Source organism: Neotamlana nanhaiensis, assembly GCF_000943555.1.
GTDB lineage: Bacteria > Bacteroidota > Bacteroidia > Flavobacteriales > Flavobacteriaceae > Neotamlana > Neotamlana nanhaiensis.
Map to the genome: position 1 here is coordinate 185,197 of NZ_JTDV01000002.1, position 25,589 is coordinate 210,785.

General features: G+C 34.5%; 23 protein-coding genes. 13 read left to right on the plus strand and 10 right to left on the minus strand.

Annotated elements, in window-relative coordinates; translation table 11 throughout:
* Positions 1-51: 51 nt before the first annotated feature.
* Complete coding sequence (locus tag PK35_RS17935; RefSeq protein ID WP_117624646.1) at positions 52-690, minus strand: alpha-amylase family protein; 639 nt, start codon at positions 688-690, stop codon at positions 52-54.
* Positions 657-1,208, minus strand: a complete 552-nt coding sequence (locus tag PK35_RS17490; RefSeq protein ID WP_117624647.1) for a glycoside hydrolase family 27 protein — start codon at positions 1,206-1,208, stop codon at positions 657-659. Before PK35_RS17490 ends, PK35_RS17935 begins: the two co-directional genes overlap by 34 nt.
* 207 nt (positions 1,209-1,415) lie before the next feature.
* Between PK35_RS17490 and PK35_RS04000 the strand changes: the two genes are divergently transcribed.
* Genes PK35_RS04000 through lacZ form a run of 4 tightly spaced genes read left to right on the plus strand, consistent with a single transcriptional unit; the run spans position 1,416 to position 10,017 of the window.
* On the plus strand, positions 1,416-3,575 hold the full coding sequence (locus tag PK35_RS04000) for a family 43 glycosylhydrolase (protein WP_082048520.1): 2,160 nt from the start codon (positions 1,416-1,418) through the stop codon (positions 3,573-3,575).
* 4 nt (positions 3,576-3,579) lie between these two features.
* A complete protein-coding gene (locus tag PK35_RS04005; RefSeq protein ID WP_044625400.1) occupies positions 3,580-5,538 on the plus strand; it encodes a glycoside hydrolase family 97 protein in 1,959 nt (652 codons plus the stop codon).
* A gap of 3 nt (positions 5,539-5,541) precedes the next feature.
* The gene (locus PK35_RS04010) at positions 5,542-6,873 is read left to right on the plus strand and encodes a DUF6055 domain-containing protein (protein WP_044625401.1); all 1,332 of its coding nucleotides are present in this window, start codon (positions 5,542-5,544) and stop codon (positions 6,871-6,873) included.
* Between the two features lie 33 nt (positions 6,874-6,906).
* Positions 6,907-10,017: a beta-galactosidase, LacZ type gene (gene lacZ / locus PK35_RS04015; protein WP_044625402.1), complete on the plus strand. Its 3,111-nt coding sequence runs from the start codon at positions 6,907-6,909 to the stop codon at positions 10,015-10,017.
* Positions 10,018-10,021: 4 nt separating this feature from the next.
* Here lacZ and PK35_RS04020 read toward each other — a convergent pair whose 3' ends face one another.
* The 3 genes from PK35_RS04020 to PK35_RS04025 are packed head-to-tail and all read right to left on the minus strand — an operon-like array spanning position 10,022 to position 11,983.
* Positions 10,022-10,942, minus strand: coding sequence for a glycoside hydrolase family 53 protein (locus PK35_RS04020; RefSeq protein WP_262509283.1), 921 nt, complete (start codon positions 10,940-10,942; stop codon positions 10,022-10,024).
* A gap of 15 nt (positions 10,943-10,957) precedes the next feature.
* Positions 10,958-11,176, minus strand: a complete 219-nt coding sequence (locus PK35_RS17830; RefSeq protein WP_052825876.1) for a hypothetical protein — start codon at positions 11,174-11,176, stop codon at positions 10,958-10,960.
* A 51-nt stretch (positions 11,177-11,227) separates the two neighbouring features.
* Positions 11,228-11,983 carry an endonuclease/exonuclease/phosphatase family protein gene (locus tag PK35_RS04025; RefSeq protein WP_238320882.1) on the minus strand — a complete coding sequence of 252 codons (756 nt, stop codon included), beginning with the start codon at positions 11,981-11,983 and terminating at the stop codon, positions 11,228-11,230.
* A gap of 220 nt (positions 11,984-12,203) precedes the next feature.
* Here PK35_RS04025 and PK35_RS04030 point away from each other — a divergent pair, with 220 nt between their 5' ends.
* From PK35_RS04030 to PK35_RS04065, 8 genes are all read left to right on the plus strand, one after another.
* Complete coding sequence (locus PK35_RS04030; RefSeq protein WP_044625404.1) at positions 12,204-13,061, plus strand: YicC/YloC family endoribonuclease; 858 nt, start codon at positions 12,204-12,206, stop codon at positions 13,059-13,061.
* 18 nt (positions 13,062-13,079) lie between these two features.
* A complete protein-coding gene (gmk, locus tag PK35_RS04035; protein WP_044625405.1) occupies positions 13,080-13,667 on the plus strand; it encodes a guanylate kinase in 588 nt (195 codons plus the stop codon).
* Between the two features lie 3 nt (positions 13,668-13,670).
* Positions 13,671-14,249: a nicotinate (nicotinamide) nucleotide adenylyltransferase gene (nadD, locus tag PK35_RS04040; RefSeq protein ID WP_044625406.1), complete on the plus strand. Its 579-nt coding sequence runs from the start codon at positions 13,671-13,673 to the stop codon at positions 14,247-14,249.
* A 97-nt stretch (positions 14,250-14,346) separates the two neighbouring features.
* Positions 14,347-18,789, plus strand: coding sequence for a chemotaxis protein CheB (locus PK35_RS04045; RefSeq protein ID WP_238320883.1), 4,443 nt, complete (start codon positions 14,347-14,349; stop codon positions 18,787-18,789).
* A 214-nt stretch (positions 18,790-19,003) separates the two neighbouring features.
* Positions 19,004-19,240, plus strand: a complete 237-nt coding sequence (locus tag PK35_RS04050) for a PID-CTERM protein-sorting domain-containing protein (RefSeq protein WP_044625408.1) — start codon at positions 19,004-19,006, stop codon at positions 19,238-19,240.
* Positions 19,233-19,832, plus strand: coding sequence for an archaeosortase/exosortase family protein (locus PK35_RS04055; RefSeq protein ID WP_044625409.1), 600 nt, complete (start codon positions 19,233-19,235; stop codon positions 19,830-19,832). The genes PK35_RS04050 and PK35_RS04055 overlap by 8 nt, the downstream gene beginning before the upstream one ends.
* Positions 19,810-20,220 (plus strand): hypothetical protein, encoded by a 411-nt coding sequence (locus PK35_RS04060; protein ID WP_044625410.1) that lies wholly within the window; start codon positions 19,810-19,812, stop codon positions 20,218-20,220. Before PK35_RS04055 ends, PK35_RS04060 begins: the two co-directional genes overlap by 23 nt.
* Positions 20,221-20,388: 168 nt before the next feature.
* The gene (locus PK35_RS04065; RefSeq protein ID WP_044625411.1) at positions 20,389-20,658 is read left to right on the plus strand and encodes a PID-CTERM protein-sorting domain-containing protein; all 270 of its coding nucleotides are present in this window, start codon (positions 20,389-20,391) and stop codon (positions 20,656-20,658) included.
* 150 nt (positions 20,659-20,808) lie between these two features.
* Here the strand turns inward: PK35_RS04065 and PK35_RS04070 are convergent, their stop codons facing one another.
* Positions 20,809-21,738, minus strand: coding sequence for a hypothetical protein (locus PK35_RS04070; RefSeq protein ID WP_044625665.1), 930 nt, complete (start codon positions 21,736-21,738; stop codon positions 20,809-20,811).
* A gap of 134 nt (positions 21,739-21,872) precedes the next feature.
* Between PK35_RS04070 and PK35_RS04075 the strand changes: the two genes are divergently transcribed.
* A complete protein-coding gene (locus PK35_RS04075) occupies positions 21,873-22,874 on the plus strand; it encodes an NAD(P)H-dependent glycerol-3-phosphate dehydrogenase (protein ID WP_044625412.1) in 1,002 nt (333 codons plus the stop codon).
* A gap of 1 nt (position 22,875) precedes the next feature.
* On the opposite strand, the gene PK35_RS04080 is transcribed toward PK35_RS04075, so the two are convergent.
* From PK35_RS04080 to PK35_RS04095, 4 genes are read right to left on the minus strand one after another with little or no spacing between them, the layout of a single operon-like run.
* Positions 22,876-23,271, minus strand: coding sequence for a hypothetical protein (locus tag PK35_RS04080; RefSeq protein ID WP_044625413.1), 396 nt, complete (start codon positions 23,269-23,271; stop codon positions 22,876-22,878).
* A gap of 18 nt (positions 23,272-23,289) precedes the next feature.
* Positions 23,290-23,880 carry a TetR/AcrR family transcriptional regulator gene (locus PK35_RS04085; protein WP_044625414.1) on the minus strand — a complete coding sequence of 197 codons (591 nt, stop codon included), beginning with the start codon at positions 23,878-23,880 and terminating at the stop codon, positions 23,290-23,292.
* Between the two features lie 2 nt (positions 23,881-23,882).
* Positions 23,883-24,170 (minus strand): DUF3861 domain-containing protein, encoded by a 288-nt coding sequence (locus PK35_RS04090; RefSeq protein ID WP_044625415.1) that lies wholly within the window; start codon positions 24,168-24,170, stop codon positions 23,883-23,885.
* A 2-nt stretch (positions 24,171-24,172) separates the two neighbouring features.
* Entirely contained in the window at positions 24,173-25,588 is a 1,416-nt protein-coding gene (locus PK35_RS04095; RefSeq protein WP_044625416.1) for an efflux transporter outer membrane subunit, read from the minus strand.
* Position 25,589 lies beyond the last annotated feature (1 nt).

The window sequence follows — 25,589 nt, forward strand, 5'->3', positions numbered from 1 at the left end:
AACAATGTGGCTTTTTAGACAGCCTCTTTATTTTTGTTAATTCTGAATTAATTATTCTGCGGTTAACAGTACAAATAATACATCGTGCGATTCTATGGTACTTTTTAGATTGCGATTAGTATCTCCAATATTTTTGCACTTAAAAAGATCTCGTAGCCTAAAGGTGTTACTTTTCATATCTACATATTTACTATTCACGTTGTCGCTTAGGTTGTATTTTTTCCAATCGAAATTAATCTCTTTTGCTTCATTACTCATATTTACAAAAGCCATAGCCCAATTATTATTTTCAAGTGGTTTAATCCATATTTCAAAATCGCCTTCGTTTGTAAACCTAAACCCTTGAATACCTAATTTATCTTGGTTTATTGCAATAACTTCTTTGTTTGATAGGGTTTTTACAGTTTCTTTTGATGCAATGCGTAAATCGTTACCCATAATTAAAGGCGATGCTAAAATACTCCACATAGCAAAGTGACTGCGGTCTTCGGCGTTGGTCATGCCGTTACCTACTTCCATCATATCGAAATCGTTCCAGTGGTTTGGACCAGCATATTTACGAATATCGTTATGTGTGTTTATTATTTTCCAAATACCTGAAGAGCTCCACGAGCCATGGCCTACTTCGCAATCCCAACAATTAATAATATCGCCTGTTACGCGCCATAATTGACCAATGTTTTTCCCCATTTCCAAGGTTCGTTATCGCCCCATTCGCAAATACTAAATACAATAGGTCTTCCAGCCTTATACAACGCATCACGCATGGTAATATAGGCGCTTTCGGCATTAATTTTTCCAGTATCGCACCAATCGTATTTTAAATAATCTACGTCCCACGAAGCGTATGCACGTGCATCTTGATATTCGTGTCCACGACTTCCTGGATAACCTGCACAGGTAGTAGCACCTGCGCAATTGTAAAAACCAAATTTTAAACCTTTGGCGTGAATGTAATCTGCTAAAGCTTTCATGCCGCTAACGAATTTTTCTGGATTTGCGATTAAATTACCGTTAGCACCACGCTCTTTAGCCATCCAACCATCATCTAGAACAATATATTCGTAGCCCGCATCTTTTAAGCCTAGCTCAATAAATTTATCGGCTATTTCTTTAACTAAGGCTTCGTTAATATTGGTACCAAAGGTATTCCAGTTGTTCCAACCTAAAAGAGTGGATTTGCGTATAGCAACGAACCAAATTTGTATCGAGAAGTAATAGCTTCAAAATCACTCGAACTACAAAAAAGCACCATTAATAATTCACATATTTTCTATTTTCAAATTAAATACTGGTTAATATTTACAGTTTATGCGCTAATTATCGTCGGTCATTAAACTAGTTGGAGTTTAACTTTGTAAGTATCGTGTATATACACGCCATAAATCAATCGAAAAAATAACTAAACAACTGTCATGGCTATTAAAAAAATACTTTGCTATTTACCAATTGTTTTATTGTGTATATCATTATCATGCAATCAACAAATCACTAACACCAACATCAAACAATCAAAAAGCACCATTGGCAATCCTGTTTTACCAGGTTACTATGCCGACCCAACCATTAAAAAATTTGGCGACACCTATTACATTTACGCAACTACAGATAATGAAATGTTAGCATCGGGAGCACCGACGGTTTGGTACAGTAACGATTTGCAAAATTGGTACAATTACACCATGGAAATTCCGTCGCTATCCTCTGTAAATCTTCGTAATTATTGGGCACCAGATATTATTGAAGGTAAAGACGATAAGTATTATTTATACTTTGGAAACTGTCAAGCAGGTTGTAATATTTACGGCTATGTTTCAGATACACCTGTTGGTCCTTGGGAAAAATTAAACGAAGACGACACGCCTGTTATCGCTCATAATTATCCACGTCCAGGATTTCCATCGTTAGACGCACAATTTTTTACCGATACCGACGGAAAAGTGTATGCCTATTGGGGTACTTGGGTGCATTATAATGGTGGTTATGCGGTTGGTGAATTGAATACCGATACTATGAAGGATATTATAAACCCTGAAAACATTCCTTTGGAGCAAACACCAAATCCGTTTGAGGCGGCTTACATGATGAAAAGAGGAGACAAATACATTTTGATGTATTCGGGTGAATCTTGTCACGACGAAACTTATAAAGTTCTTTATGCTTATGCCGATTCGCCTTATGGGCCTTTTACACCTGGCGAAAACAATCCTATTTTAAGCACTAACGACGACCAAACCACGCATGGCCCAGGGCATCATTCGGTGTTAGAAGATGGCGATGATTACTACATTGTATACCACAAACACGATTACCCAATGACGCGCGGCGGAATGGCAAGACAAGTGTGTATTGATAAAATGGTTTTTGAAAACGATTTTACCATAAAAGCTGTTGTACCAACCAATAAAGGTATTGCGCCTATTGTAAAATCAACCGTTCCTGAAAACATAGCTTTTGAAGCTACTGCAACAGCATCTTCAAGCTACACATTAAACTCCTTAGAATATAAAGACTACACCTATAAACCGAGTTTTGCTACTGATGATAATAACGCCACCATGTGGAAGGCGGCAACAAATACATTTCCAGAAAGTTTAACTATCGATTTAGGTGAAGAAAAAAACATAAAACGTATTGCTACTCAATTTGAATTTGCGAGCTATTTCTACCAATACAAACTTGAGGTTTCTAGTGATAATGAAAATTGGACACTTTTTGCTGACCAGTCTAAGAATCAAACTTCAGGAAGCCCAATGATTGATGATAACGATGCTGCTGCACGCTATGTAAAACTTACGGTTTTAGGCACAGAAAAAGCAGGTTTATTGGCCGCTGTTTGGAATATAAAAGTTTACAGCGATTTGTTTGAATTGCCTTTAAACATAAAAAACAAACCATCTACGCAACCTGCTGCAGCTGTTAGCAAACATGAAAAATTAATCGATATTTCTGCTTCTAATTTAGGTCCAGATATTAAATCGATTTCAAATAACGGTACGCTTCAAGGTACATTTTCAGCTAAAGGCGATGTGAGTTTGACTATTGATGACGACGGAATAAAAGCGCTAAACTTTAACAAAGGTGCTTTAATTTTAAATCAACCCGTACCAGAGCAATTGGCTTGGAATGGTTCGTTTACCGTTTCTACTTGGGTTAAAAATCCTGAAATTGCTCGCGATGGTGAAATATTAGCATCTTGGTGTAACCGCTTTAAATATGGGTTAGCCAACTCTTACAATGCTTTGGCCTACAATAGCGGACATTATGGTGCCGTAGCACATTTAGATGGTCATTTCGATATGCGTTACAAAACCCTACCAGAAGCTAACCAATGGCATCATATTGTTTTAACCTTTGATGGTGTTGTAGAAAAAATATACGTTGATGGCGTGTTGAACAACTCACAAAATATGCTGTTATCATCGGCCATCGAAAACGCTAAATTCATTATTGGTGCTTCAGATATTGGCGAAAATTATTCAGGTTTAATGGCATCGTTTCAAATGTATGATTATGCCTTAACGGAAGAAGATATTGCTTCTGTTTCAGAAGAAACCAATCCGAAATCTAAATAAACACATGAAAAAACAAGGCTTTCTTTTTTTACTACTGCTGATAACCGTTGGATTACACGCTCAAAATTTCAGTGTAAAATCACCTGATAATCAGTTAGAAATTACCGTTAATGTCGCCGAAACTATTTCGTGGTCTGCCACATTAAACAACATTGTAGTTATTGAAAAAGCTACTGTTGGTATGGATTTTTCAAAAGGCACCAATTTTGGCAATAATGCTTCCGTTAAAAATCATACAATAAAAACGGTTTCTGAGGTTATTTATCCCGCTGTTCCGCATAAAAATTCAAAAATAGACGATAATTATACCGAGCTTTCTATTCAATTTAAAGGCAATTATAAGCTTAATTTTAGAGCTTACAACGATGGTGTGGCATATCAATTTATAGATGATACTAAAACCAAACGCAATGTGATCTCAGAAGCCGTTGATTTAACCTTTCCTGATGGTGCAACGTCTTTATTTCCTATTGAAAAATCGATGTACTCACACAACGAATGTTATTATTTAGACAAAACAGTAACCGATATAAAAACGGAAGAATTTTGTAGCTTGCCCGTGCTTTTTACTTCGAATAAAACCCGCGTTTTATTTACAGAAACCGCTTTACACGATTACCCTGGACTCTTTTTAAAAGGCAATAACAACAGTACGTTAAGCGCTCAATTTCCAAAGTATGTTTTAGAGGCTGTTGATAAAGACGGAAGATCAGACCGTGTGCAAACCATCACCAAAGAAGCCAATTATATTGCTGAAACTACAGGTAAAAGAGCTTTTCCTTGGCGCGTTTTTGTAATTACAAACGACGATGCTAAACTGGTTGAAAGCAATTTAACCTATCAACTGTCCAAACCAACAGCAATTAAAAATACCGATTGGATTAAACCTGGAAAAGTAGCCTGGGATTGGTACAATGCTAACAATATTTATGGGGTTGATTTCGAATCGGGTTTAAACACAGAAACCTATAAATATTTTATTGATTTTGCATCGAAAAACAACATTGAATACGTGATTTTAGATGAAGGATGGACCAAATCGACCACCGATATTCTTCACGTTAACCCAGACATGGATGTACAAGAGTTAATTCGCTACGGCGAAGAAAAAAACGTTGGTATTATTCTGTGGGTGCTTTGGAAACCTCTTGATGAAAACCTAAACGAAATTTTAGAAACTTACAAAAGTTGGGGCGCAAAAGGCATTAAAATTGATTACATGCAACGTAACGACCAATATATGGTAAACTCGTACGAAGCGATTGCTAAAAAGTGTGCCGAATTAGAAATGTTGGTTGATTTTCACGGAGCGTTTAAACCCTCGGGACTACGTCGTATGTACCCGAATGTAATAAACTACGAAGGTGTAAAAGGTAACGAAAACAACAAATGGAGTGGCGAAGAAAACACTCCAAAACATAATGTCACTTTGCCATTTACGCGCATGGTTGCCGGCCCTTTAGATTACACTCCAGGAGCGATGAACAACGCTCAAGAAAAAAATTACAGCATTAGATTTGAGCGTCCAATGAGTATGGGAACCCGCTCACATCAAGTCGCGATGTATGTTATTTACGAAGCGCCTTTACAAATGCTTTGTGAGTCACCATCGCGCTATTACGAAGAACAAGAAACCGTAGATTTTATCACGAAAATTCCAACCGTTTGGGATGAAACCAAAGTGCTAAAAGCATCGGTTGGGAACTACATTGCTCTAGCTAGAAAAAAAGGTGATACCTGGTATTTAGGTGCCATGACCAATTGGGATGAACGCAATTTAGAGTTCGATTTATCATTCCTAGATGATGGTAACTACAGCATGACCATTTACAAAGATGGCGTAAACGCCAATAAATTTGCCGAAGATTATAAAATAGAAACCACAACGGTTACAAAAGCATCAAAAGCCACCGTTAAGATGGCAAAAGGTGGTGGTTGGGCTGCTATAATTACAAAACAATAAGCCATGAAAAAAGTATATTTATTACTAATTGTAGCCTTACTTTTTAGCGGATTGTTTTCTGTTTGGGCGCAAAACAAATCGGCTAAAACCAGACTTATTCCAGAGAAAATTTGGCGCATTCCAAAAGGCAATAATTTTGAAGATGCCGAAAGCGAATACAGCTATAGAAGAATGGCAGAATCGGATAATTTGGTCATGTTTTGGCATAAAAGTTATGGCAACAATCCTATGAAAAATAGTGATAGCAGCAAGCGTTTTGATGTTGATAAAGCCATGGCAGAATGCGAACGCTTTTACAATTACTACGTCAACGATTTAAAATTGGTACAAAAAGGAGCGTCTCATACCGACAACTACAAGCTCCTCATTTTTGTAATTGGTGGCGACGAAAACACCGCTTTTGGTGGCGGATCGGAAGATGTTGGTATTTTATGGACACCCGCTGTTCGCATTAACAAAGCACCTTACGGCGCATTAGCTCACGAAATAGGACATTCATTTCAATATTTAAGCGCTCGCGATAGCGGTACCGGACCACGTGGTCCAATCATGGAAATGTCTGCACAGTACATGCTTTGGCAAGTGTACCCCGAATGGATGACTTTTGAAAATTATCATTTAGTCGATTTTTTAAAAGGCACACATTACGCCTTTTTACATCCTGAAAACATGTATCATTCGCCTTATGTTCTAGAATATTGGTCTAATAAACATGGTATTGAATTTTGGGGAAATTTATGCCGAAGCACGCAAGAGGGAGAAGATGTGGTGCAAACCTACAAACGCATCACAAACTTATCGCAAGACGCATTTAATGACGAAATTTTTGATGCCAATCGTCATTTTATCACTTGGGATTTACCTCGTGTTGATAGCGTTGCAAAACCTTACCGCAACATGCATAAAACCAAACTTACCGAAGTTGAAGATGGTTGGTTTCAAGTAGATTCCATCAATGCGCCTCAAAATTATGGGTACAATGGCATTCCGTTACAAGTTCCAGAGCGTAAAAAAGTGACATTGCATTTTAAAGGTATTGCAAATAGTGCGGGTTATACCAATGTAAAACGCGATAAAGCAGGATGGCGCTACGGTTTTGTAGCCTATTTAAAAAATGGCGAAAGCGTTTATGGAAAAATCCATAAAAAGGCCGATGATACGGTGACTTTTAAAGTCCCTAAAAACACGGCTAATTTATGGCTAGTCGTTTCTGGTGCACCCACAGAACATTGGTCATTACCTAGTGGAAGACGCAATCGCGACAAGCCTAAACCTGAAGAAGAACAATGGCCTTATAAAATTAAATTAACAGGCACTTCAATACTCTCTAATTAATAGTTACATTCGTTTACCAAAGTATATTTAAGCATGAAACATTCCATTTTTTCTTTATTAATTTTACTGATATCTCAATTAAGTTTAGCTCAAAACGATTGGGAAAACCCAGAATTATTTCAAATAAATAGAGAAAAGGCGCATGCTTATTTTTATCCGTTTTCTTCGGTTGAAAATGCTTTACAAAACGATATTTCGCAAGAAACTTACATTAAAAACCTTAACGGAAACTGGCAATTTAAATATTTAAATTCTGCCGAAAATAGAGATGATAATTTTTACAAAAGCGATTATAATGCTAGCGACTGGGACAAAATTCCCGTTCCTGGAAACTGGGAAATGTACGGCTACGGCTACCCTATTTATGTAAGCGCTGGTTATCCTTTTAAAAGAAACCCGCCGTTTATTGATGCTTTGCAAAACGCCATTGGTTTATACATTACGCACTTTAATTTACCCGAAAATTGGAAAAAAAGAGACGTTTTCATTCAATTGGGTGCCGTTAAATCTGGATTTTACATTTGGGTTAACGGAGAAAAAGTTGGGTATAGTCAAGACTCTAAATTGCCATCGGAATTTAATATTACACCATATTTAAAATCTGGTGAAAACAAAATTGCGCTAGAAGTGTTCAAATACACTGATGGCAGCTATTTGGAAGACCAAGACTTTTGGCGACTTGCAGGTATTCAGCGTGATGTGTTGTTATTTGCAAGACCAAAAACGCATATTCGCGATTTTACCGTGGTGGCTTCATTAGACGAGCACTACAAAAACGGTATTTTTAATTTAGATGTTGAAATCGCTTCAGCTAAAAAAAACAATAAAAATTTCACATTAAGTTACCAACTTTTCGATGCATCAAATGCTGAAATTAAAGCTGAAAAATCAGCATTCAAAATCAATCAGCATTCAAATATTCAATCGTTTAAAGCTGAAATAGAAAACGTAAAATCATGGTCTGCCGAAACGCCTAATTTGTACAAACTCATCATACAATTGCATGACAGTAAAGGTAATTTGGTTGAAGCGACCAGTTTTAATGTTGGGTTTAGAACTTCCGAAATTAAAGGCGGACAACTGCTCGTAAACGGAAAACCTATTCTTTTAAAAGGTGTGAATAGGCATGAGCATAGTCCGTATTTTGGGCACGTGGTGAACAAGCAAATGATGATTGACGACATCAAAACAATGAAGCAATTCAACATTAACGCGGTGCGCACCTCGCATTATCCAAACGATCCGCTTTGGTATCAATTATGCGACCAATACGGCATGTATTTGTACGACGAAGCCAACGTGGAATCGCATGGTATGGGTTACGAACCCGAAAACACTTTGGCCAACAAACCCGAGTGGAAAGCGGCACACGTAGAGCGCGTAAGCAACATGGTAATTCGCGATAAAAATCATCCTTCAATAATTGTTTGGAGCATGGGTAACGAAGCAGGTACAGGCCCAAATTTTTTGGCGAGTTATTTGGCAATGCAAAAGCTAGACAGTACACGACCTATTCACTACGAACGTGCCGAAAAACTAACCGATGTTAAAGAACGTCACACCGATATTATTGGCAACATGTACGCCTACATCGATTACATTAAAAACAAATGGGTAGGCACCGATACCGAACGCCCGTTTATTTGGTGCGAGTACTCGCATGCCATGGGAAATAGTAACGGTAATTTTAAAGAATATTGGGATTTTGTTTACGAGCAACCGCAAGTTCAAGGTGGTTTTATTTGGGATTGGATGGATCAAGGTCTGGCAAAAACCGATAGTCTTGGTAACGAATATTGGGCTTATGGCGGACATTTTGAGCCAAAAGGTGTAAGACATGATCAAAACTTCTGTTTAAATGGTATTGTTGATCCCGATTTAAAACCGCATCCGGCTATTTTTGAAGTTAAAAAAGTGTATCAAAATATTCGATTTGATGGTTTTGATACTGAAACAGGAACGGTGACGATTAAAAACGATTTTTTCTTTAAAAACTTAGATGATTATCAAGTAAAATGGGAGTTGTTATCCGATGGAAATGTAACCGCTTCTGGCTTGTTTACAATTGATAACGTTGCGCCACAAAGCACAAAAACGTTCCAAATAGATTTACCAAGTTTAGATGATTCCGCTGAATATTTCATCAATTTTTATGCGTTACAAAATGTGGTTGATGCCTTTCTTCCTATAGGTCATAAAGTAGCTTCAGAGCAGTTTCAATTAACGGATTTTAAACCAAAGACTTCAGATGAAAATTTAATAAATTCAATTTCTTCCGAAGAAAAAAATGATGACATTATTCTTTCGGGTGATGATTTTTCTGTTACATTTTCAAAAACAACTGGCGCATTAATAGCATACACCTTAAATGGTTCCGAATTAATTTCAGCACCAATTACACCAAGCTTTTGGCGTGCACCAACCGACAACGATTTTGGTAACAAAATGCCCGAGCGCTGTAAAGTTTGGAAAGATGCCGAAGCGCATATGGAATTGAAAAATATCAGTTTTAAAAACACTTCTAAACAAGAAATTTTAATAAATACTCATTTTTATTTACCAGAAGTTGAAGGCAGCATTAACCTAAACTATCTTGTAAAGAGTAATGGTACGATTGCTGTAGATTACACCTTTGAAGCCAAAAAAGAAGACTTACCTGAAATTCCACGAATTGGTTTAAAATTGCAATTGCCAAAAACCTTCGATAATTTAAATTATTACGGAAAAGGGCCTTGGGAAAATTACGTAGACAGAAACACGGCTGCTTATGTTGGTTTATACCATTCTGCGGTTAGTGAGCAATATTTTGCATATAGCCGTCCGCAAGAAAACGGGCATAAAACAGGGGCGCGTTGGTTAAGTTTACGCAATCATTCTGGTTTAGGTCTTAAATTTGAAGCTGGCAACGACGTATTAGAATTTAACGCTTTACATTACACTACAGACGATTTAGATCCTGGAAAGCGCAAAAAACTACGCACCACTTCCGATTTAAAATCTAGCAATTTTGTAGCATTACATCTGGACCATAAAATGATGGGTGTTGGTGGCGATAACAGTTGGGGCGCCAAACCGCATGCGCCGTATATGTATTACGCAAACACGCCTTATAGCTTTAATTTTACCATTAAACCCATAAAATAAAACCTTAGTTTTTGGCTTGATTATAAAAACTCAATCCTAAAGTGGCTTTGTTATTATTGTCGAATAAAGTAGCGTTATCCCAATGCGAACCTTGTCCCCAAAGCGTGCTACATTCTGTTGAAACCCAAGTTGGTTCCCAGTAAATAAAGCCTTCGCCTCCAGCTTCTTCAATTTTAGATTTTAGAGCGTTAAGGTAATGGAGTTGTCCTTGTTGTGATGCTGGATAACTATCGATTAAAGCATCTTCATTTAAAATATTATTGGCAGCATCGTTATTGGTTAAAGTAAACGGATATGCTGTTTCAACAACCATTAAACGCTTGTTATAAGTATTTACAAGTGTTTTTAATGGCGTAGCCACATTATTTAATTTGTACTCGGACCAAATTGGGTAGTACGACAGTCCAATCCAATCGTAATCGGTAACGCCAGCATCGGTAGCTTGCTCGAACCACCACAGGGCATTTTCGGGTTGTGCAATATGCAACATTACCTCAACATCGCTAGAAAAATCGCGAACGGCTTTAATACCTTTGTTTATTAACGCTGCATTTCTAGTCCAATTTATTGGCCATACCAAATCTTCTTGTTGCAAAATCATCGGGTTAATTTCATTACCAACTTGTACGATATTTGGTGATAAATTGCTGTTTTTTAAATCGGTTAACGTATTAAAAATGTAATTGTATACTAAATCTCCAAGTGCGGTGGTGTTATCAATTTCGCTCTCCCAAGCTGCTGGAATTAACTGCTTTTCTGGATCTGCCCAAGTATCGGATAAATGAAAATCTAAAAGCACTTGCATGCCATTAGCTTTGGCTTTTTGTATGGTCTTTTTAATGTCGGTTAAATCGGAATAATTGTTCCAAGTCGCATTATGCCATAAACGCACACGCACTAAATTTGTGCCTGCATCGGCAAATATTTTATATGGATCTTCCTATACGTTCGAAGCATTTTTATAAACCGCATCACAATCGAGCATTTCATTTACATAAGACAAATCGGCACCGTAATAAAAGTTGCTAGGGTTATTGGTCGGGTTTTCCGTTTCCTCTTCTTCCTCTTCATTATTTGGTGCTACCTCAGATTTTTGGCAACTTAAAAATAACATACAAAAAGCAAGAATAGAAAACAATGTTTTATTTGTAGTAATCATAGCGTTTAATTTAGTTGCGCTAACATTACATAAAAAGGATAACGCTTCTATCTAAAAACGGCTAACTTCGATAAATACTGGTAAATGGTCGGATGGATATTGCAAATTCCAATTATCACTTAAAACGGCATATTTTTTAACTGAAACGTTCTTAGAAACAAAAATAAAATCGATACGCTCGATAACTGGTTTATCAAAATGAAAACCATTAAATGTGCCTTCTGGTCCGAAAACAATTGAAGCTTCCTCTTTAGAGTCGTTTAAACTCTGTTTTATAAGTTGAACGATTTCGTGCTGCGGGTTCATATTAAAATCGCCAGTTAAAAACACAGGAAAATTTTCAGCATTGAATGATTTAATTTTTTCAAGAATTAAGAGGGCGCTCTTTTTTCTAGCGACCTTACCAACATGATCGAAATGTGTGTTGAATACCCAAAATTTTTGTTTTGTGGTTACATCTTCAAATAAGGCGTAGGTGCAAACACGATTACAAACAGCATCCCAACCCATACCGACTTTCTCTGGAGTTTCAGATAACCAAAAGGTAGACGATTCTATCATTTTTAATTTATCTTTTTTATAAAAAATCGCAGAAAATTCACCTTTAGTTTTACCATCATCGCGACCAACACCAACATAACTATAAGCAGATAATTTGGTGTCTATATCTATCATTTGGTTGTACAAAGCCTCCTGCAAGCCCATAACATCGGGCTCGTAAAACTTAATTTGATTGGTAAAAAATGTTTTTCGGTTGTTCCAACTATCGGCACCATCTTTAGTATCGTACTTAATGTTGTAACTCATAATTTTCAGGTTTTGTGCAGGCAATAAACCAAAGCAAATTACAAACCAGAAATAGATATAGAATTTCATAAAATCAACTTTAAACAGTTACAAATATATTCTTTTTCGAGCTTTTTGATGTTAATTGGATTTTAAATAATGTTTTCGATTTAATTAACTTCCCGTAAGTTTTCTATACCTAAGGTTTTAGTTACCTTTGTAAACTTTAATACAGAAGTTTATGATTTACTCAATGACAGGTTACGGAAAATCTGTTTTACAATTGCCTACAAAAAAAATCACCATAGAATTAAAGTCTTTAAACAGTAAAAATTTAGACTTAAATGCGCGAATGCCTTCTATTTACAGAGAAAAGGAACTTGGTATTCGTAAACTATTAGCCGACCAGTTGGTTCGTGGTAAAGTTGATTTTTCTATTTATGTTGAGGCTACAGCCGATGACTCTTCAACACAAATAAACACGCCCGTTGTAAAGCAATACATGCAGCAGTTAAAACAGGTTGTTGATGCTAATGAGGTAGAACTTCTTAAAATGGCTGTTCGTTTTCCAGATGCTTTAAATACGGTTAGAGAGGAAATTGATGAAGATGAATGGAAAGCCATACAAACCGAAATTAACAACGCTGTAAACGACTTAGTAAAACACCGTCTTGATGAAGGTGAAGCTTTAGAACAAGATTTTAATCAGCGTATTAAAACACTTGAAAACTTGCTGAATCAAGTGGCAGAAATGGATCCGGAACGTGTAGAAGGCGTTCGTGAACGTTTACAAAAAGGTATTGAAGAATTAAGAGAAAAGTACGACGAAAATAGGTTTGAACAAGAACTGGTATATTACATTGAAAAGTTTGATATCACCGAAGAAAAAGTACGCTTACAAAACCACTTAAACTACTTTGTAGAATCGTTAAACTCGAAAGATTCTAACGGAAAAAAACTCGGTTTTATTAGTCAGGAAATGGGTAGAGAAATTAACACCATAGGTTCTAAAAGCAACTATGCACCCATGCAACAGCTTGTTGTACAAATGAAAGACGAACTAGAAAAAATTAAGGAACAGTTATTGAATGTTCTTTAAAACAAACAACTATTTTAAGTGACACAACAAACAAAAAAACAAGGCAAATTAATTGTATTTTCGGCACCTTCAGGCTCTGGAAAAACCACCATTGTAAGACATTTGCTTAAACAAAATACCTTAAATTTAGAATTTTCAATTTCTGCCACCTCTAGAGAAAAACGCGGCACCGAAGTAGACGGAAAAGACTACTACTTTTTATCGGCAAAAGATTTTAAAAGCAAGATTAAAGCTGAAGAATTTTTAGAATGGGAAGAAGTATATCGCGATAACTTTTATGGTACTTTAAAAACCGAAGTAGAGCGTATTTGGGCGCAAGGTAAAAACGTTATTTTTGATATTGATGTTTCTGGCGGCTTACGTATAAAACGCAAATTTCCCGATGAAACCTTGGCGATTTTTGTAAAACCTCCAAGCATTGATGAGCTTAAAATAAGACTTAAAAAACGCAAAACCGAAAGTGAAGATAAAATAAACATGCGTGTTGCAAAGGCATCGGCAGAATTGGCAACAGCACCACTTTTCGATACTATAATTGTTAACGACGATCTTGATAAAGCACTTAAAAGTGCCGAAACCTTAGTAAGCAATTTTATAAACTCATAATACATGAAAATTGGTTTATACTTTGGTTCCTTTAATCCTATTCATATTGGGCATTTGGTTATTGCCAACCATATGGCAGAACATAGCGAGTTAAATGAAATTTGGTTTGTTGTTACACCGCATAACCCATTCAAGAAAAAAAGTAGCTTACTCGATAACTATCAGCGTTTAGAAATGGTACATCTTGCTACCGAAAGCTACGACAAACTAAAACCAAGCGACATAGAATTTAATCTGCCGCAACCCAATTACACAGTAAATACACTAGCCTATTTGCAAGAAAAACATCCAAAACACGAGTTTGCGTTAATTATGGGCGAAGATAATTTGAATAGTTTCCATAAGTGGAAAAATTATGAGGTTATTCTCGAGAATCATCATATTTATGTGTATCCAAGAATCTCAGAAAACAAAGCGCCTGTACATCTACTCAACCACGAAAAAATACATGCCGTTAACGCACCAATCATGCAAATTTCTTCAACCAACATAAGAAATGCCATAAAAAACAGTAAAAACGTAAGACCATTATTACCTCAGCAGGTTTGGAAATACTTAGACGATATGAACTTTTATCGCTAAAATTGCGATAAACCGCATAGAATTCCGTCAATCTGTCAATTAGCATCAATTTTAGCTTTAAAAAAAGTTGTTTTCCCTTAAATTATGTTAATTTAGATTGCTAGTTACTTCTTTTATGGTTGATAAAAATTCTAGTTTATATGTTGTAGGCATTGGCGCTTCTGCTGGTGGCTTAGATGCCTTACAAACTTTGTTCGACAACATTCCAGACAATACAGGAATGGCGTTTATAATAATACAACACCTGTCCCCAGATTTTAAAAGCTTAATGCCAGAACTGCTTGCTAAGCATACGAAAATGCCCATTTTTACAGCCGAAGACAAGCAAACCATTAAGCCAAATTGCATTTACTTAAACCAACGCAATAAAAATTTACATATTAAAGGTTCGGCGTTATACCTCTTAAACAAAGGCCCTAAACACAATCTTAACTTACCAATCGATATATTTTTTCACACGTTAGGTGAAGAATTTAAAGAACGATCTATTGGTGTTATTTTATCAGGAACAGGTTCAGATGGCTCACGAGGTATTCGTACTATAAAGGAAGAAAGTGGTACTATAGTAGTACAGGATCCAATTACAGCCCAATTTGACGGTATGCCCAATTCGGCTATAGCTACAAACTTAGCAGATTACGTATTAAGTCCAAGAAAAATAGCTGAATTATTTCAGCAAAAACCGATAAATACAAAACTTTTATCAATCGATTTAGATTCGAATTCCTCAAATGAAGTACTTATTGATAATATTTTAGACATCATTTTTAAGTTCTCTGGTATCGATTTTAAAGCTTATAAAAAAAACACGCTGCTCCGAAGGTTAGAAAAACGCATGAATATTAATAATGTTCATAAACTTTACGACTATATAACCTTGCTTAAAAGCAGTAATACAGAAAAACAAATACTAAAAGACGATTTTTTAATTGGCGTAACGCGATTTTTTAGAGATACGGAAGCCTTTACAGCTTTAAAGGAAAAGGTTATTCCAAAAATTTGTGAAAACAAAAAGCACTCCGAAACCATTAGAATTTGGATTGCTGCTTGTTCAACTGGAGAAGAAGTATATTCAATAGCTATTTTAATAGATGATTACATTCGCACTAATAGCTTAAACATAGATTTTAAAATTTTTGCTACCGATATTGAACCCAAAGCACTTGCGGTTGCAAGTTTAGGGTCGTACCATGTGAATATTGTAAACGAAATTGATAAAAGTTATCTAGATCGTTATTTTTTACGCACTGGCAGCAACATTCAAATAATAAAACGTTTACGTGAAAAAATAGTATTTTCAAACCACAACCTAATTAAAGATCCTCCATTTATAAGAATGGATTTAATTTCGTGTAGAAACTTGCTTATATATTTTGACAATAAAGTGCAAAAAAAGGTAATGCACAATTTTCAGTTTGCATTAAATAAATTTGGGTATTTATTTTTAGGAAACAGCGAAACCTTAGGCGATTTAAGCAAGCTTTTCAAAACACTGGATGTTAAGTGGAAAATTTTCCAGAATATTTCGAATACTAAACATATTCCGTCGCAAAACAACCCTATCGACAGGGTTTCTACACTCTCTTACAAAACTCCTGTGCAACCTGTAACCGCAGGAATTTATAGAGAAAAAACAAATCCAGAATTAATTTTTCACAAATATTTAAGTCAAAAAAACAGTCCTGCTTCTATTTTTATTGATGCCGATTTTAATATCCTATTCATAAAAGGCGATGCTGGAAAACGTTTAATACATAAAGAAGGTGTTTTTCAAAATAACCTATTAAATATTGTACACCCAGAAGTTGCTGCAATAATAAGAAACGGATTTAGAAAACTAAAGGTTAACAACCAAGATATTATAATAAAAGGCATAAAAAACAAAACTACTAACGATAATGTTTCGTTCGATTTAACATTTCATAAACCTGAAAATGAAGCAGGTTTAAACGATTGTTTTTTAATTGAATTTAGTAACGATAAAGTTATAGAAATCGACGATACCGTTGTAATAAATAATATTAATTTAGATGAAGCTTCAACCCAACGTTTAGAAGATTTAGAAAACGAACTTAAATTTGTAAAAACAGAGCTGCAAAATGCCATTGAAGAGTTAGAAACCAGTAACGAAGAATTACAATCTTCTAACGAAGAGCTTATGGCCTCGAACGAAGAATTGCAAAGCACTAACGAAGAATTGCAATCGGTAAACGAAGAATTATACACCGTAAACTCTGAACTTCAAGAGAAAAACACAGAATTAACTAACTTAAGTAACGATGTTACCAATCTTTTAGATAATACCGATATTGCGACCTTGTTTTTAGATACCGATTTACGTATTCGTAAATTTACACCGGCGCTAAAACAAGTGTTTAGCTTACGCGAAAGCGATTATGGGCGGCCTTTATCAAGTTTTACATCAAACTTTAACGAAGAAACTCGCGAAAACTTAATTGCAGACTCTAAACTTGTTCTTGAAAAATTAATAACTATTGAAAAACAGGTAAAGGATAAATTTGACAATTATTACTTGCAACGTATTAGTCCGTTTATAACTGCTTCAAAAAAAATAAATGGTGTTGTTATAACACTCGACAATATTAATAATTTAAAAGAAACAGAACACGAACTTGCCACAACCGAACAACGCTATCACAGACTTTTTGAAAACCTAACCGAAGGTTTTTTACACGGTAAAGTAACGAACAAAAACCCTATTGACCTCGAAATTATTGATGTAAATCCAGCTTTTGAAACAATTTTAAATTTAAAAGCTAAAGATATTATTGGTTTAAACGTTTTAGATTTAAAACCTTATACCGCCTCAAATATTTCTGAATGGATTGAAATTTTTGAAGAAACTTCGCGAACAGGAAAAGAACAGTTTATTAACGATTTTACAACTAATAATAAACATTACCATATACATGTTTTTTCGCCAGGAAATAACGAGTTTGCAGCAACTTTTACTAATATAACAGAGCTTAAAAACCAAAAAGAAGCCCTTAAAAAAAGTGAAACCGAATTAACTCGTGTACAAGAACTTGCTGAAATTGGAAGCTGGTATTTAAATCTTAAAACTGGTGATGTACAATGGACCATTGAATTATTTAAAATTTTTGATTGGGATCCAACATTACCACCTCCAACTTTTGAACAAACACAAAAAATACTAACCGTAGAAAGCTGGAAAACCCTTAATAAGGCCGTTGACGATACAGTAAAAACAGGTGCGCCCTACGAAATAGAACTCAACCTAATTAAACAAAATGGGGAAAAAGCATGGATTTGGTCGCGTGGAGAAATCGATAAAGATAGCGAGGGAAATATTATTGGATTACGTGGGGCTGCACAAAACATAACCGAAACAAAATTAGTTGAAGAAGAACTTATAAAAGCCAAAAAAGAAGCCGAACTTGCCAACGACCATAAAAACCATTTCTTGGCCAATATGAGTCACGAAATTAGAACACCCATGAATGGGGTTTTGGGCTTTTCAGAGCTTTTAAAAAACGATCAATTAACCACAAAAGATCGCTTAAAGTACCTTAAAATTATCGATGGCAACTCCAAACAACTTTTAAACCTTATTGATGATATCATTGACATTGCCAAAATAGAATCGGACGAAATAAAAATTCTATTAAAACCTGTTCACTTACCAAATCTTATAAACAATCTTGAAATAACTTATAACCAATTAAAGATTAGCAGATACAAAAAAGAAAATATTAAGCTAACATCTCATTTTCCAGAAGATTATAAAGATTTAGTTGTAATTACAGATCCGCAACGGTTGCAGCAAGTAATATCTAATTTATTAAACAATGCCTTTAAATTCTCTAACGATGGCGAAATTTCCTTTGGCTTTAATGTAATTAATAACACCGTAAAATTCTTTGTAAAAGACCAAGGTATTGGCATAAAAAAAAGCAAACAAAAGGAAATTTTTGAACGCTTTAAACAAGTTAATTACGACCAAAACACCAACTATGGTGGCACGGGACTTGGGTTAGCCATTTGTAAAGGTTTGGTACAATTACTAGATGGTGAAATTGAGTTAGAGTCTGAATACAATGTTGGAACTTTATTCGAATTTACAATTCCATTAAAACAAGGTACGCTTAATACCTCAAAAAAGAAGGTTTCAAGTTTTTACGACACCGATTTTCTACAAGGAAAAACCATTTTAATAGCAGAAGACGATTCGCTTATTCAACTACTTTTTAAAATCACTCTAAAAAACACAGGCGCCAATTTACTGTTTGCAAAAAACGGTAAAATAGCAATTGAGCTTTATAAAGATACGCCTAAAATTGATGTTTTATTATTTGATATTAGAATGCCAGAAATGAATGGCTTCGATGCTTTGGAAAAAATTTTAGAAATAAATCCTGATGCTAAAATTATAATGCAAACAGCTTATGCTATGCCTGAAGAAAAAGAAAAATGCTTTAAAAAAGGATGTGTAGGTTATTTAACAAAACCTGTAGCCAAGGAAGATTTATTTGATGAACTCAACAAATGGATTCATTAACAAAATTGAAGTTTCTTAAAAAAATTCGCAACAATTTCTTTTAAACGCACATAATATTACTAATTTTTTAAAAGAAAAAATAAGCACTTAAACGATTAGCAGTTGTATTTTAAAGGTTGATTTTTTGTTTTTATCGAAAACTTAATTAAAAACTATTAGCTATAAGTCAATGTTATTTACATTTACAACGCTATTAATTAATTCCCTCAAAATCATGAAAAATAAAAAATTACTTAACCGTATTGCTACCTTAAGCTTTATTTTCTCAATTTTTTTTACAACCAATACTTTTGCTAGCAATTTTGGCAATTGGATGGATTTGTGGAAAAATATGCAATCTCAAAACACTAAAGGACATACCTCTGTACCTATTGATGGTGGTATGGGTATTTTAGTATTAGGAGCCGCAGCTTTTGGCGCTTACAAACTAAGAGGCAAGAAAAATGCTTAACTTTAAAGAATCTCTTAAAAACATACCAAAACCCATCAGGCTTTTCTTAGGAAAGGCCTTATTGTTTTTTGTTGTTTGGAAACTCGCTTATGGCTTCTATTTTTCGCATACAAAAGTTTTAGATTACCCTTTAACAAAACATGTAGGTGAAGCTTCAACCTATTTATTAAACAACTTTAGCCCCATGAGTGGTTTTACTGTTGAACGTACAGTAGGCACCTTTTATATTGGAGAAGAATTAGTAGAAGGCGGTGTTTCATCTCAAATTTTTCACAACGATTATCTTGTTCTGCATATTGCTGATAATTGTAACGGGTTAGAATTACTCGTTTTGTTTATAGGTTTTATAATATGTATGCCATCAAGCTTTTGGCGAAAGGTTTTATATATCGTTATTGGATGTATTATTATCGATTTTGTAAATATTTTAAGATGTATGGGTTTAATTTATCTTCGTGAGTATTACCATGCTTATTTCGATTTTGCACATCATTACTTATTCAAAGCCGCTGTTTATACATGTACTTTTTTAATGTGGATGTACTTTTCTAGAAAAATTAGCTTTAAAAATGAAAATTTACAAGTCGGATAAGGTTCGTTTTATTGTTGGCCTTATGCTCATTATTGTTGTATACTCTTGGAACGGATTATTTTTTATTACCGAAGATCAAGAATGGCGCAAATTACCAAAATTAACCTTTCATTTAATACGTTTTGGAGTAACCATAGTAGTGTATTTTATAGGCACTTATCATTTAGGAAAAATTAAGGAATCGTGGATGAGCACCATATGGCATCTGGTACACGTATCGGGTTTAATAATAATAACCAGTTTAGGCCTGTTTGATTGGTTTATAATGGAAATACCGCGGTCAGTAAAAAGCTTTGCTCATAATGTTCAAGAAATTTTAATTTCGCCCGTATTATACGTGGCTATGGGGCTACTTAACAGAAGTTTAAATAAAGAAGTACAATCTTAATTAAGAAAAGCGACTTCTTTTAATCGGATTAAAATGATTTTTATCCTTCACAACTGTATATTATCGGAACTTTATAGTTTAAAACATAGTTTCGTCGAAAATATAAAACAGTTACTCTATTAGGTATTATTTTTACCTAGCTATTATTAATAACTTTAATTAAACAGTATGAAAACAAAACGTTCAATCTTATTCTCAGCGACCTTATTTGCTGCATTATTATTTAGTGTGAATGCAAGTGCTTTTGGAACAGGAGGCTTTGGTTATGGTGGTTCTAAACCAGGTAAAAACAAACCAGGCAAAGGAAAACCAGGTAAAGGAAAACCAGGTAAAGGAAAACCAGGCAAAGGAGATTCTGTACCTTTAGATGGTGGTTTAGGCATTTTAGTACTAGGTGCTGCTGCTTTTGGTGTAAAAAAGTTACGTGAAAACAAGTAATTTTTTTAGCCATTAAAAATTATAAGAGACACCTTTTTAGGTGTCTTTTTTTTATCCTTATAAAAAAATAAAAGAAACCGCTTAAAGCCAAAACTCTAAACGGTTTCTAAACTAAATAACCAACCAAAAATTTTAAATATCCCTTATAACCTATCTGGGATTATTTACTTTTTCTTTTCTATACTTACGTTTTTTATCTGTGTTTGGATTTTTTAATTTGTTTTTTGTTCCATCACTCTTTAAATATTGAATATAATTACGGCCAATAAACTCGTAAACGGTTCCAGAATTTGGATGATACAACTCAATCTTTCCGTCATTTATAACGCTTAATTCAAAATACTCATTGCCTAAGTAATCATAATCTAATGTTAAAGTTTTTAGGTAAAAATCGTTAGTAACGTCGCCTACACCGTAAACACCCGTATAATCCCAATATAAACCAGTTGGACTTGTGCCTTGACTATCCTGAGAGCTTCTAAATTCAGAGTCGTTACCACCAGGTAAAAACTGTAAAAAGTTTTCATTATCAAACTCGTTTATAGCGCCATAATCGCTAGTATATACTTTTTCCCAAGCTTCATATTCTTGTAAGAAATAATGAATATTATCGTAAAACACATAATCGTAATCAAAATTATTTCGCTGATATCCATCTAAAAAATAAGAAGTATCATTATTTCTGTTATATAATTCAATGGTATTACCATCAATTTCATATACTTCATATCTTTCAAAACCATCAATATCATGGTAAACATCTAAAGTCATATTATATGCATCGTACTCACCTACATCAATTCCAAAGCCATTGCCATTAGTACCTAATCCTACAATATTATTGTTTGCATAAACTACGCCATTTCTAAACGAAATAGTAAATGCTTTTTGTAAAAAGGGAGTTTCGCCATATCCTAAAGTAGAATTTATATCGACATACCATAATTCGTAAGAACTTAATAATTGACCTACGGTTATTGTTGGTTCATCGTAATAATCATCTACAATAACTTCTGTATAACAAGATGTAAACAAGGTTGCTATTAAACTGAAACTTAAAAGTAATTTTATCGCTTTCATAATTAACCAATTTTTGGGTTTCTGAATTATAAGATTCAAAACGCGTGCCAAAAATTAAACCTTAATATTTTATTGATTTTTGAATGTATATATTTTATGTACTTTTGAAGCATCTTAAAACAACTAAATAATTTATGAGTACACCCTTAAAATATGCGGTTTTTGGAGCAGGAAGTTGGGCTACAGCCATTGTAAAAATGCTTTGCGAAAATTTAAACGAAGTGGGCTGGTATATGCGAAGTGTTTACACAAAGGAGCATCTTTTGCGCGAACAGCATAACCCTAATTATTTGAGTTCGGTTGAGTTTCATTTAGAGCAGTTAAAACTAAGTAATGATATAAATGAAATGGCTAATTATGCCGATGTTTTAGTTTTTGTTATTCCATCGGCTTTTATCCATAGCGAATTAGAAAAATTAAATATCAATATTTCAAACAAAATTATTGTTTCGGCGGTAAAAGGTATTATGCCCGAAAGCGGACTTTTAGTTGGCGAGCATTTTCATAACTTTTACAAAGTACCTTACGATAATATTGCTGTAATTGCAGGACCATGCCATGCAGAAGAAGTCGCTTTAGAGCGCCTATCATATTTAACTATTTCATGTTCTGATGCGAATAAAGCAAAAACAATTGCGAATAGTTTAAGCAGCGATTATATTAAAACTAAAATTAGCGATGATATTGTTGGTGTTGAATATGCGGTAATGCTAAAAAACATATATGCTATTGCTGCTGGAATTGCTCATGGGTTAGGATATGGCGATAATTTCCAAAGTGTTTTAATGAGCAACTCTATTCGAGAAATGAAGCGTTTTATTAAAAAAATGCATCAAATGAAGCGCAATATTAATAATTCGGCTTATTTGGGTGATTTACTTGTAACTGGCTATTCCACGTTTTCAAGAAACCGTATGTTTGGTAATATGATTGGTAAAGGATATACCGTTAAATCTGCGCAAATGGAAATGAATATGGTTGCAGAAGGTTATTATGCGACAAAAAGCGCTCATTTTTTAAATGAAAAGAATAACAAAAAAACACGTTTACCAATTATAACTGCGGTTTACGAAGTTTTATACGAAAACAAAAATCCTAAAAAGGTATTTAAAAAACTTACCGAGAAATTGGATTAAATTACTTCACCAAAACTCCTTTTACATCCATTAAAGGAATGGGTTGTAAGGCGTTTAGGTTTATGGTATTTTTTCTGAATAAATACGTTTTATCAAACATTTGGCTGCCTTCAAAAAAAGATATCTTAAAGGTGTTATTTAGTGCGAACAGCTCTTCTTGCATCAATTCAATTTTGGCATAACTCTTTTTCGGTAAAACGTCTATTTTTTTTCTGAATACCGAGGTGGTTTTATCTTGAGAATAGCCGCTTGTTACAATTATAACCATATCTAAATCTACGGTTTTATCGTTTATAATATACGCATTCCAATCGTGGGTGTTGTAAATATCGTTGTACTCGTTAACAATGGCTACGTATACGCCTTCTACCTTTGGTATTTCAATATCTTTTTTCATGTTGCAAAAATAGCAAACCTATGAAAAAAAATAGTTAGTATAATGACTGTTTGATATTCCTTTTAAATTAAATATCACAAAATGATTAAGTAATTCGGCTTGACTGTAAGTGCTAAATAGCTTATCGTTTTTAAATGCCATTTCTTCAAACCTATTAAAGTATAGTTCGCAAAACAACTGCATGTTTACATTAGTTTTAATTATATTTTGTTCTTGCGCTTGTTGCAGTAGCTTTTGTATGGTATTGAAAACGATATCTTGTCTAAAATCCTCGAAAACATGAAAGGCTTCGGGATAGTATTTTTTTAAACCAAAAATAAACGATGGTTTAAAATACATTAGCGATTCGAAACCTTTTTTGTAGATTAAAATAATACAAGAAAGAGGATCTTGCTCGTCTTTTAAAATGAGGTTAATTTTTTCTTTAAAAGCATTAACCAAACACACAACACTCTCAACGACAAGTTCCTCTTTGCTATTGTAAAATTTATAAATTGTTTTTTTTGATATGCCTAAGGTTTGCGCAAGTTCGTCCATGGTAAAGCGCTTACTACCAAAAGCAGTAAAACTTGCCATAGAACATTGCAACAACTCCTCTTTGCTTATCATTTTTATTGACTTTTTAAGGTTTGCATAAACGTTTTAAAATGAGGTAAAAAATCTTCAAAAAGATCATGCTTACGATGTTTTATCATCACCTCACTAAATAATTTAAGACCTAGGGTAAACTCTACACTATCATTGGCATTGTCAAACAGATTTTTTTCTTTTGATAGGTCTATGATTTTAAAAATATCATCATGGTTTTCAAACTCAAAACTGATATCTTTTAATTGGGAAGTCTCATCTTTTAAAGCGATTTCCTGTAAATCAATCTTATATTTATTATTCTTTTTCATGGTTATTTCCAACCGCCACCTAAGGCTTCATATAAATTAACTACGCTTAATAATTGTTGTAATTTGTTATCTACCACATTCAATTCGGCACTTAAAGCACTTTGTCTTGCGGTTAACAAATCCAAGTAATTAACAAAACCATTTTTAAGCAATTCCTCTGAATTTGACTCTGCCATTCTAAGCGCTTCCACTTCATTTTGAACATACTCAAACTTCTCGGTTTCGGCTTTATAGCTGTATAATGCGTTCGATACTTCTCTACCTGCTGTTAATAAGGTTTGTTTAAAACTTAATAAAGCTTGCTCTTGTTGCGATTTTGCGACTTCGTGTTGCGTTCTTATTTGACGACCATTAAAAATAGGCTGTGTGAGTCCGCCCACAATACTCGCAAAAAGTGAATTAGCATTAAAAAGTTCATCGAAATCTAAACTTTGAAAACCACCATTTGCGGTTAATGTTAAAGACGGATAAAAATTGCTACGGGCCACATTGCTAAGTTCGAAAGCTTGGATTAAACCATACTCGGCAGACATAACATCCGGACGATTTGTAAGCAATGTTGAAGGTACACCAAGTTTTAACTCGGAAGTGATGTCTTGTGTATTCAGCGTACCACGCTCAAAATGTTGCGGCACTTTACCTAATAAAATACTCAAGGTGTTTTCGGCTTGAAAAATAGCGACTTCCAAATCTACCGCCAAAGCTTTAGCATTGTTGTACTGCGCTATATTTTGATCGACAGCAACTTGGTTTTCCTGTCCTGCTTCTTTTAAAGCTTTAATAGTTTCAACACCTTTTTCGCGTGAAGCAATGGTTTCATTGGTTACTTTTAATTGTGCATCTAAAGCTAATAATTGGTAATACGTTGAAGCAATACTAGCCACCAACTGCGTTTTTACCGCTTGGTGTGCAGCAACACTTTGTAAATACGATGCTTGATAAGCACGCTTGTTGCTACGTATTTTTCCCCAGATATCGGCTTCCCAAGACAAACTTCCTGAAAACTCATATTGATCTAAAGATGAAAATAAACCACCAAACTGACTATTTGATGATAGTTCTTGATGCGTTAATTGACCTGTTGCACTTAATGTTGGAAAATACCCTGCTTTACCTTGTTTTAAATAAGCTTCGGCAGATAAAATTTGCTGAATTGCAATGCGGATATCGAGGTTGTTTTGTAAACCTTCTTCTATGTACTGCTGCAAATAAGTATCTGTAAACATATTTTTCCACGATACATCTGCCATCGATAAACTATCGAATGGCAAATTATCGGTTCTAAATAAATTTTGAGTTTCCTCGATTTCTGGTCGCTCGTATTTTTTAGCTACAAAACAACTTTGTAAGGTAACTGCTGCTACCAAAATAAGTGCTGTTTTGCTTATGTATTTATATTTTAAAATGGATACTGTCATG

Excerpts from the sequence above, each read along its gene's own strand:
- PK35_RS04025 (WP_238320882.1), bottom strand. The coding sequence starts at position 11,983 with ATGAGTTACAACATTAAGTACGATACTAAAGATGGTGCCGATAGTTGG.
- PK35_RS04075 (WP_044625412.1), top strand. The coding sequence starts at position 21,873 with ATGAGTACACCCTTAAAATATGCGGTTTTTGGAGCAGGAAGTTGGGCT.
- PK35_RS04080 (WP_044625413.1), bottom strand. The coding sequence starts at position 23,271 with ATGAAAAAAGATATTGAAATACCAAAGGTAGAAGGCGTATACGTAGCC.
- nadD (WP_044625406.1), top strand. The coding sequence starts at position 13,671 with ATGAAAATTGGTTTATACTTTGGTTCCTTTAATCCTATTCATATTGGG.
- PK35_RS04095 (WP_044625416.1), bottom strand. The coding sequence starts at position 25,588 with ATGACAGTATCCATTTTAAAATATAAATACATAAGCAAAACAGCACTT.
- PK35_RS04050 (WP_044625408.1), top strand. The coding sequence starts at position 19,004 with ATGAAAAATAAAAAATTACTTAACCGTATTGCTACCTTAAGCTTTATT.
- PK35_RS04010 (WP_044625401.1), top strand. The coding sequence starts at position 5,542 with ATGAAAAAAGTATATTTATTACTAATTGTAGCCTTACTTTTTAGCGGA.
- PK35_RS17830 (WP_052825876.1), bottom strand. The coding sequence starts at position 11,176 with ATGATTACTACAAATAAAACATTGTTTTCTATTCTTGCTTTTTGTATG.
- PK35_RS04030 (WP_044625404.1), top strand. The coding sequence starts at position 12,204 with ATGATTTACTCAATGACAGGTTACGGAAAATCTGTTTTACAATTGCCT.
- PK35_RS04070 (WP_044625665.1), bottom strand. The coding sequence starts at position 21,738 with ATGAAAGCGATAAAATTACTTTTAAGTTTCAGTTTAATAGCAACCTTG.
- PK35_RS04065 (WP_044625411.1), top strand. The coding sequence starts at position 20,389 with ATGAAAACAAAACGTTCAATCTTATTCTCAGCGACCTTATTTGCTGCA.
- PK35_RS04090 (WP_044625415.1), bottom strand. The coding sequence starts at position 24,170 with ATGAAAAAGAATAATAAATATAAGATTGATTTACAGGAAATCGCTTTA.
- lacZ (WP_044625402.1), top strand. The coding sequence starts at position 6,907 with ATGAAACATTCCATTTTTTCTTTATTAATTTTACTGATATCTCAATTA.
- PK35_RS04085 (WP_044625414.1), bottom strand. The coding sequence starts at position 23,880 with ATGATAAGCAAAGAGGAGTTGTTGCAATGTTCTATGGCAAGTTTTACT.
- PK35_RS04005 (WP_044625400.1), top strand. The coding sequence starts at position 3,580 with ATGAAAAAACAAGGCTTTCTTTTTTTACTACTGCTGATAACCGTTGGA.
- PK35_RS04000 (WP_082048520.1), top strand. The coding sequence starts at position 1,416 with ATGGCTATTAAAAAAATACTTTGCTATTTACCAATTGTTTTATTGTGT.
- PK35_RS04060 (WP_044625410.1), top strand. The coding sequence starts at position 19,810 with ATGAAAATTTACAAGTCGGATAAGGTTCGTTTTATTGTTGGCCTTATG.
- PK35_RS17935 (WP_117624646.1), bottom strand. The coding sequence starts at position 690 with ATGGGGAAAAACATTGGTCAATTATGGCGCGTAACAGGCGATATTATT.
- PK35_RS04055 (WP_044625409.1), top strand. The coding sequence starts at position 19,233 with ATGCTTAACTTTAAAGAATCTCTTAAAAACATACCAAAACCCATCAGG.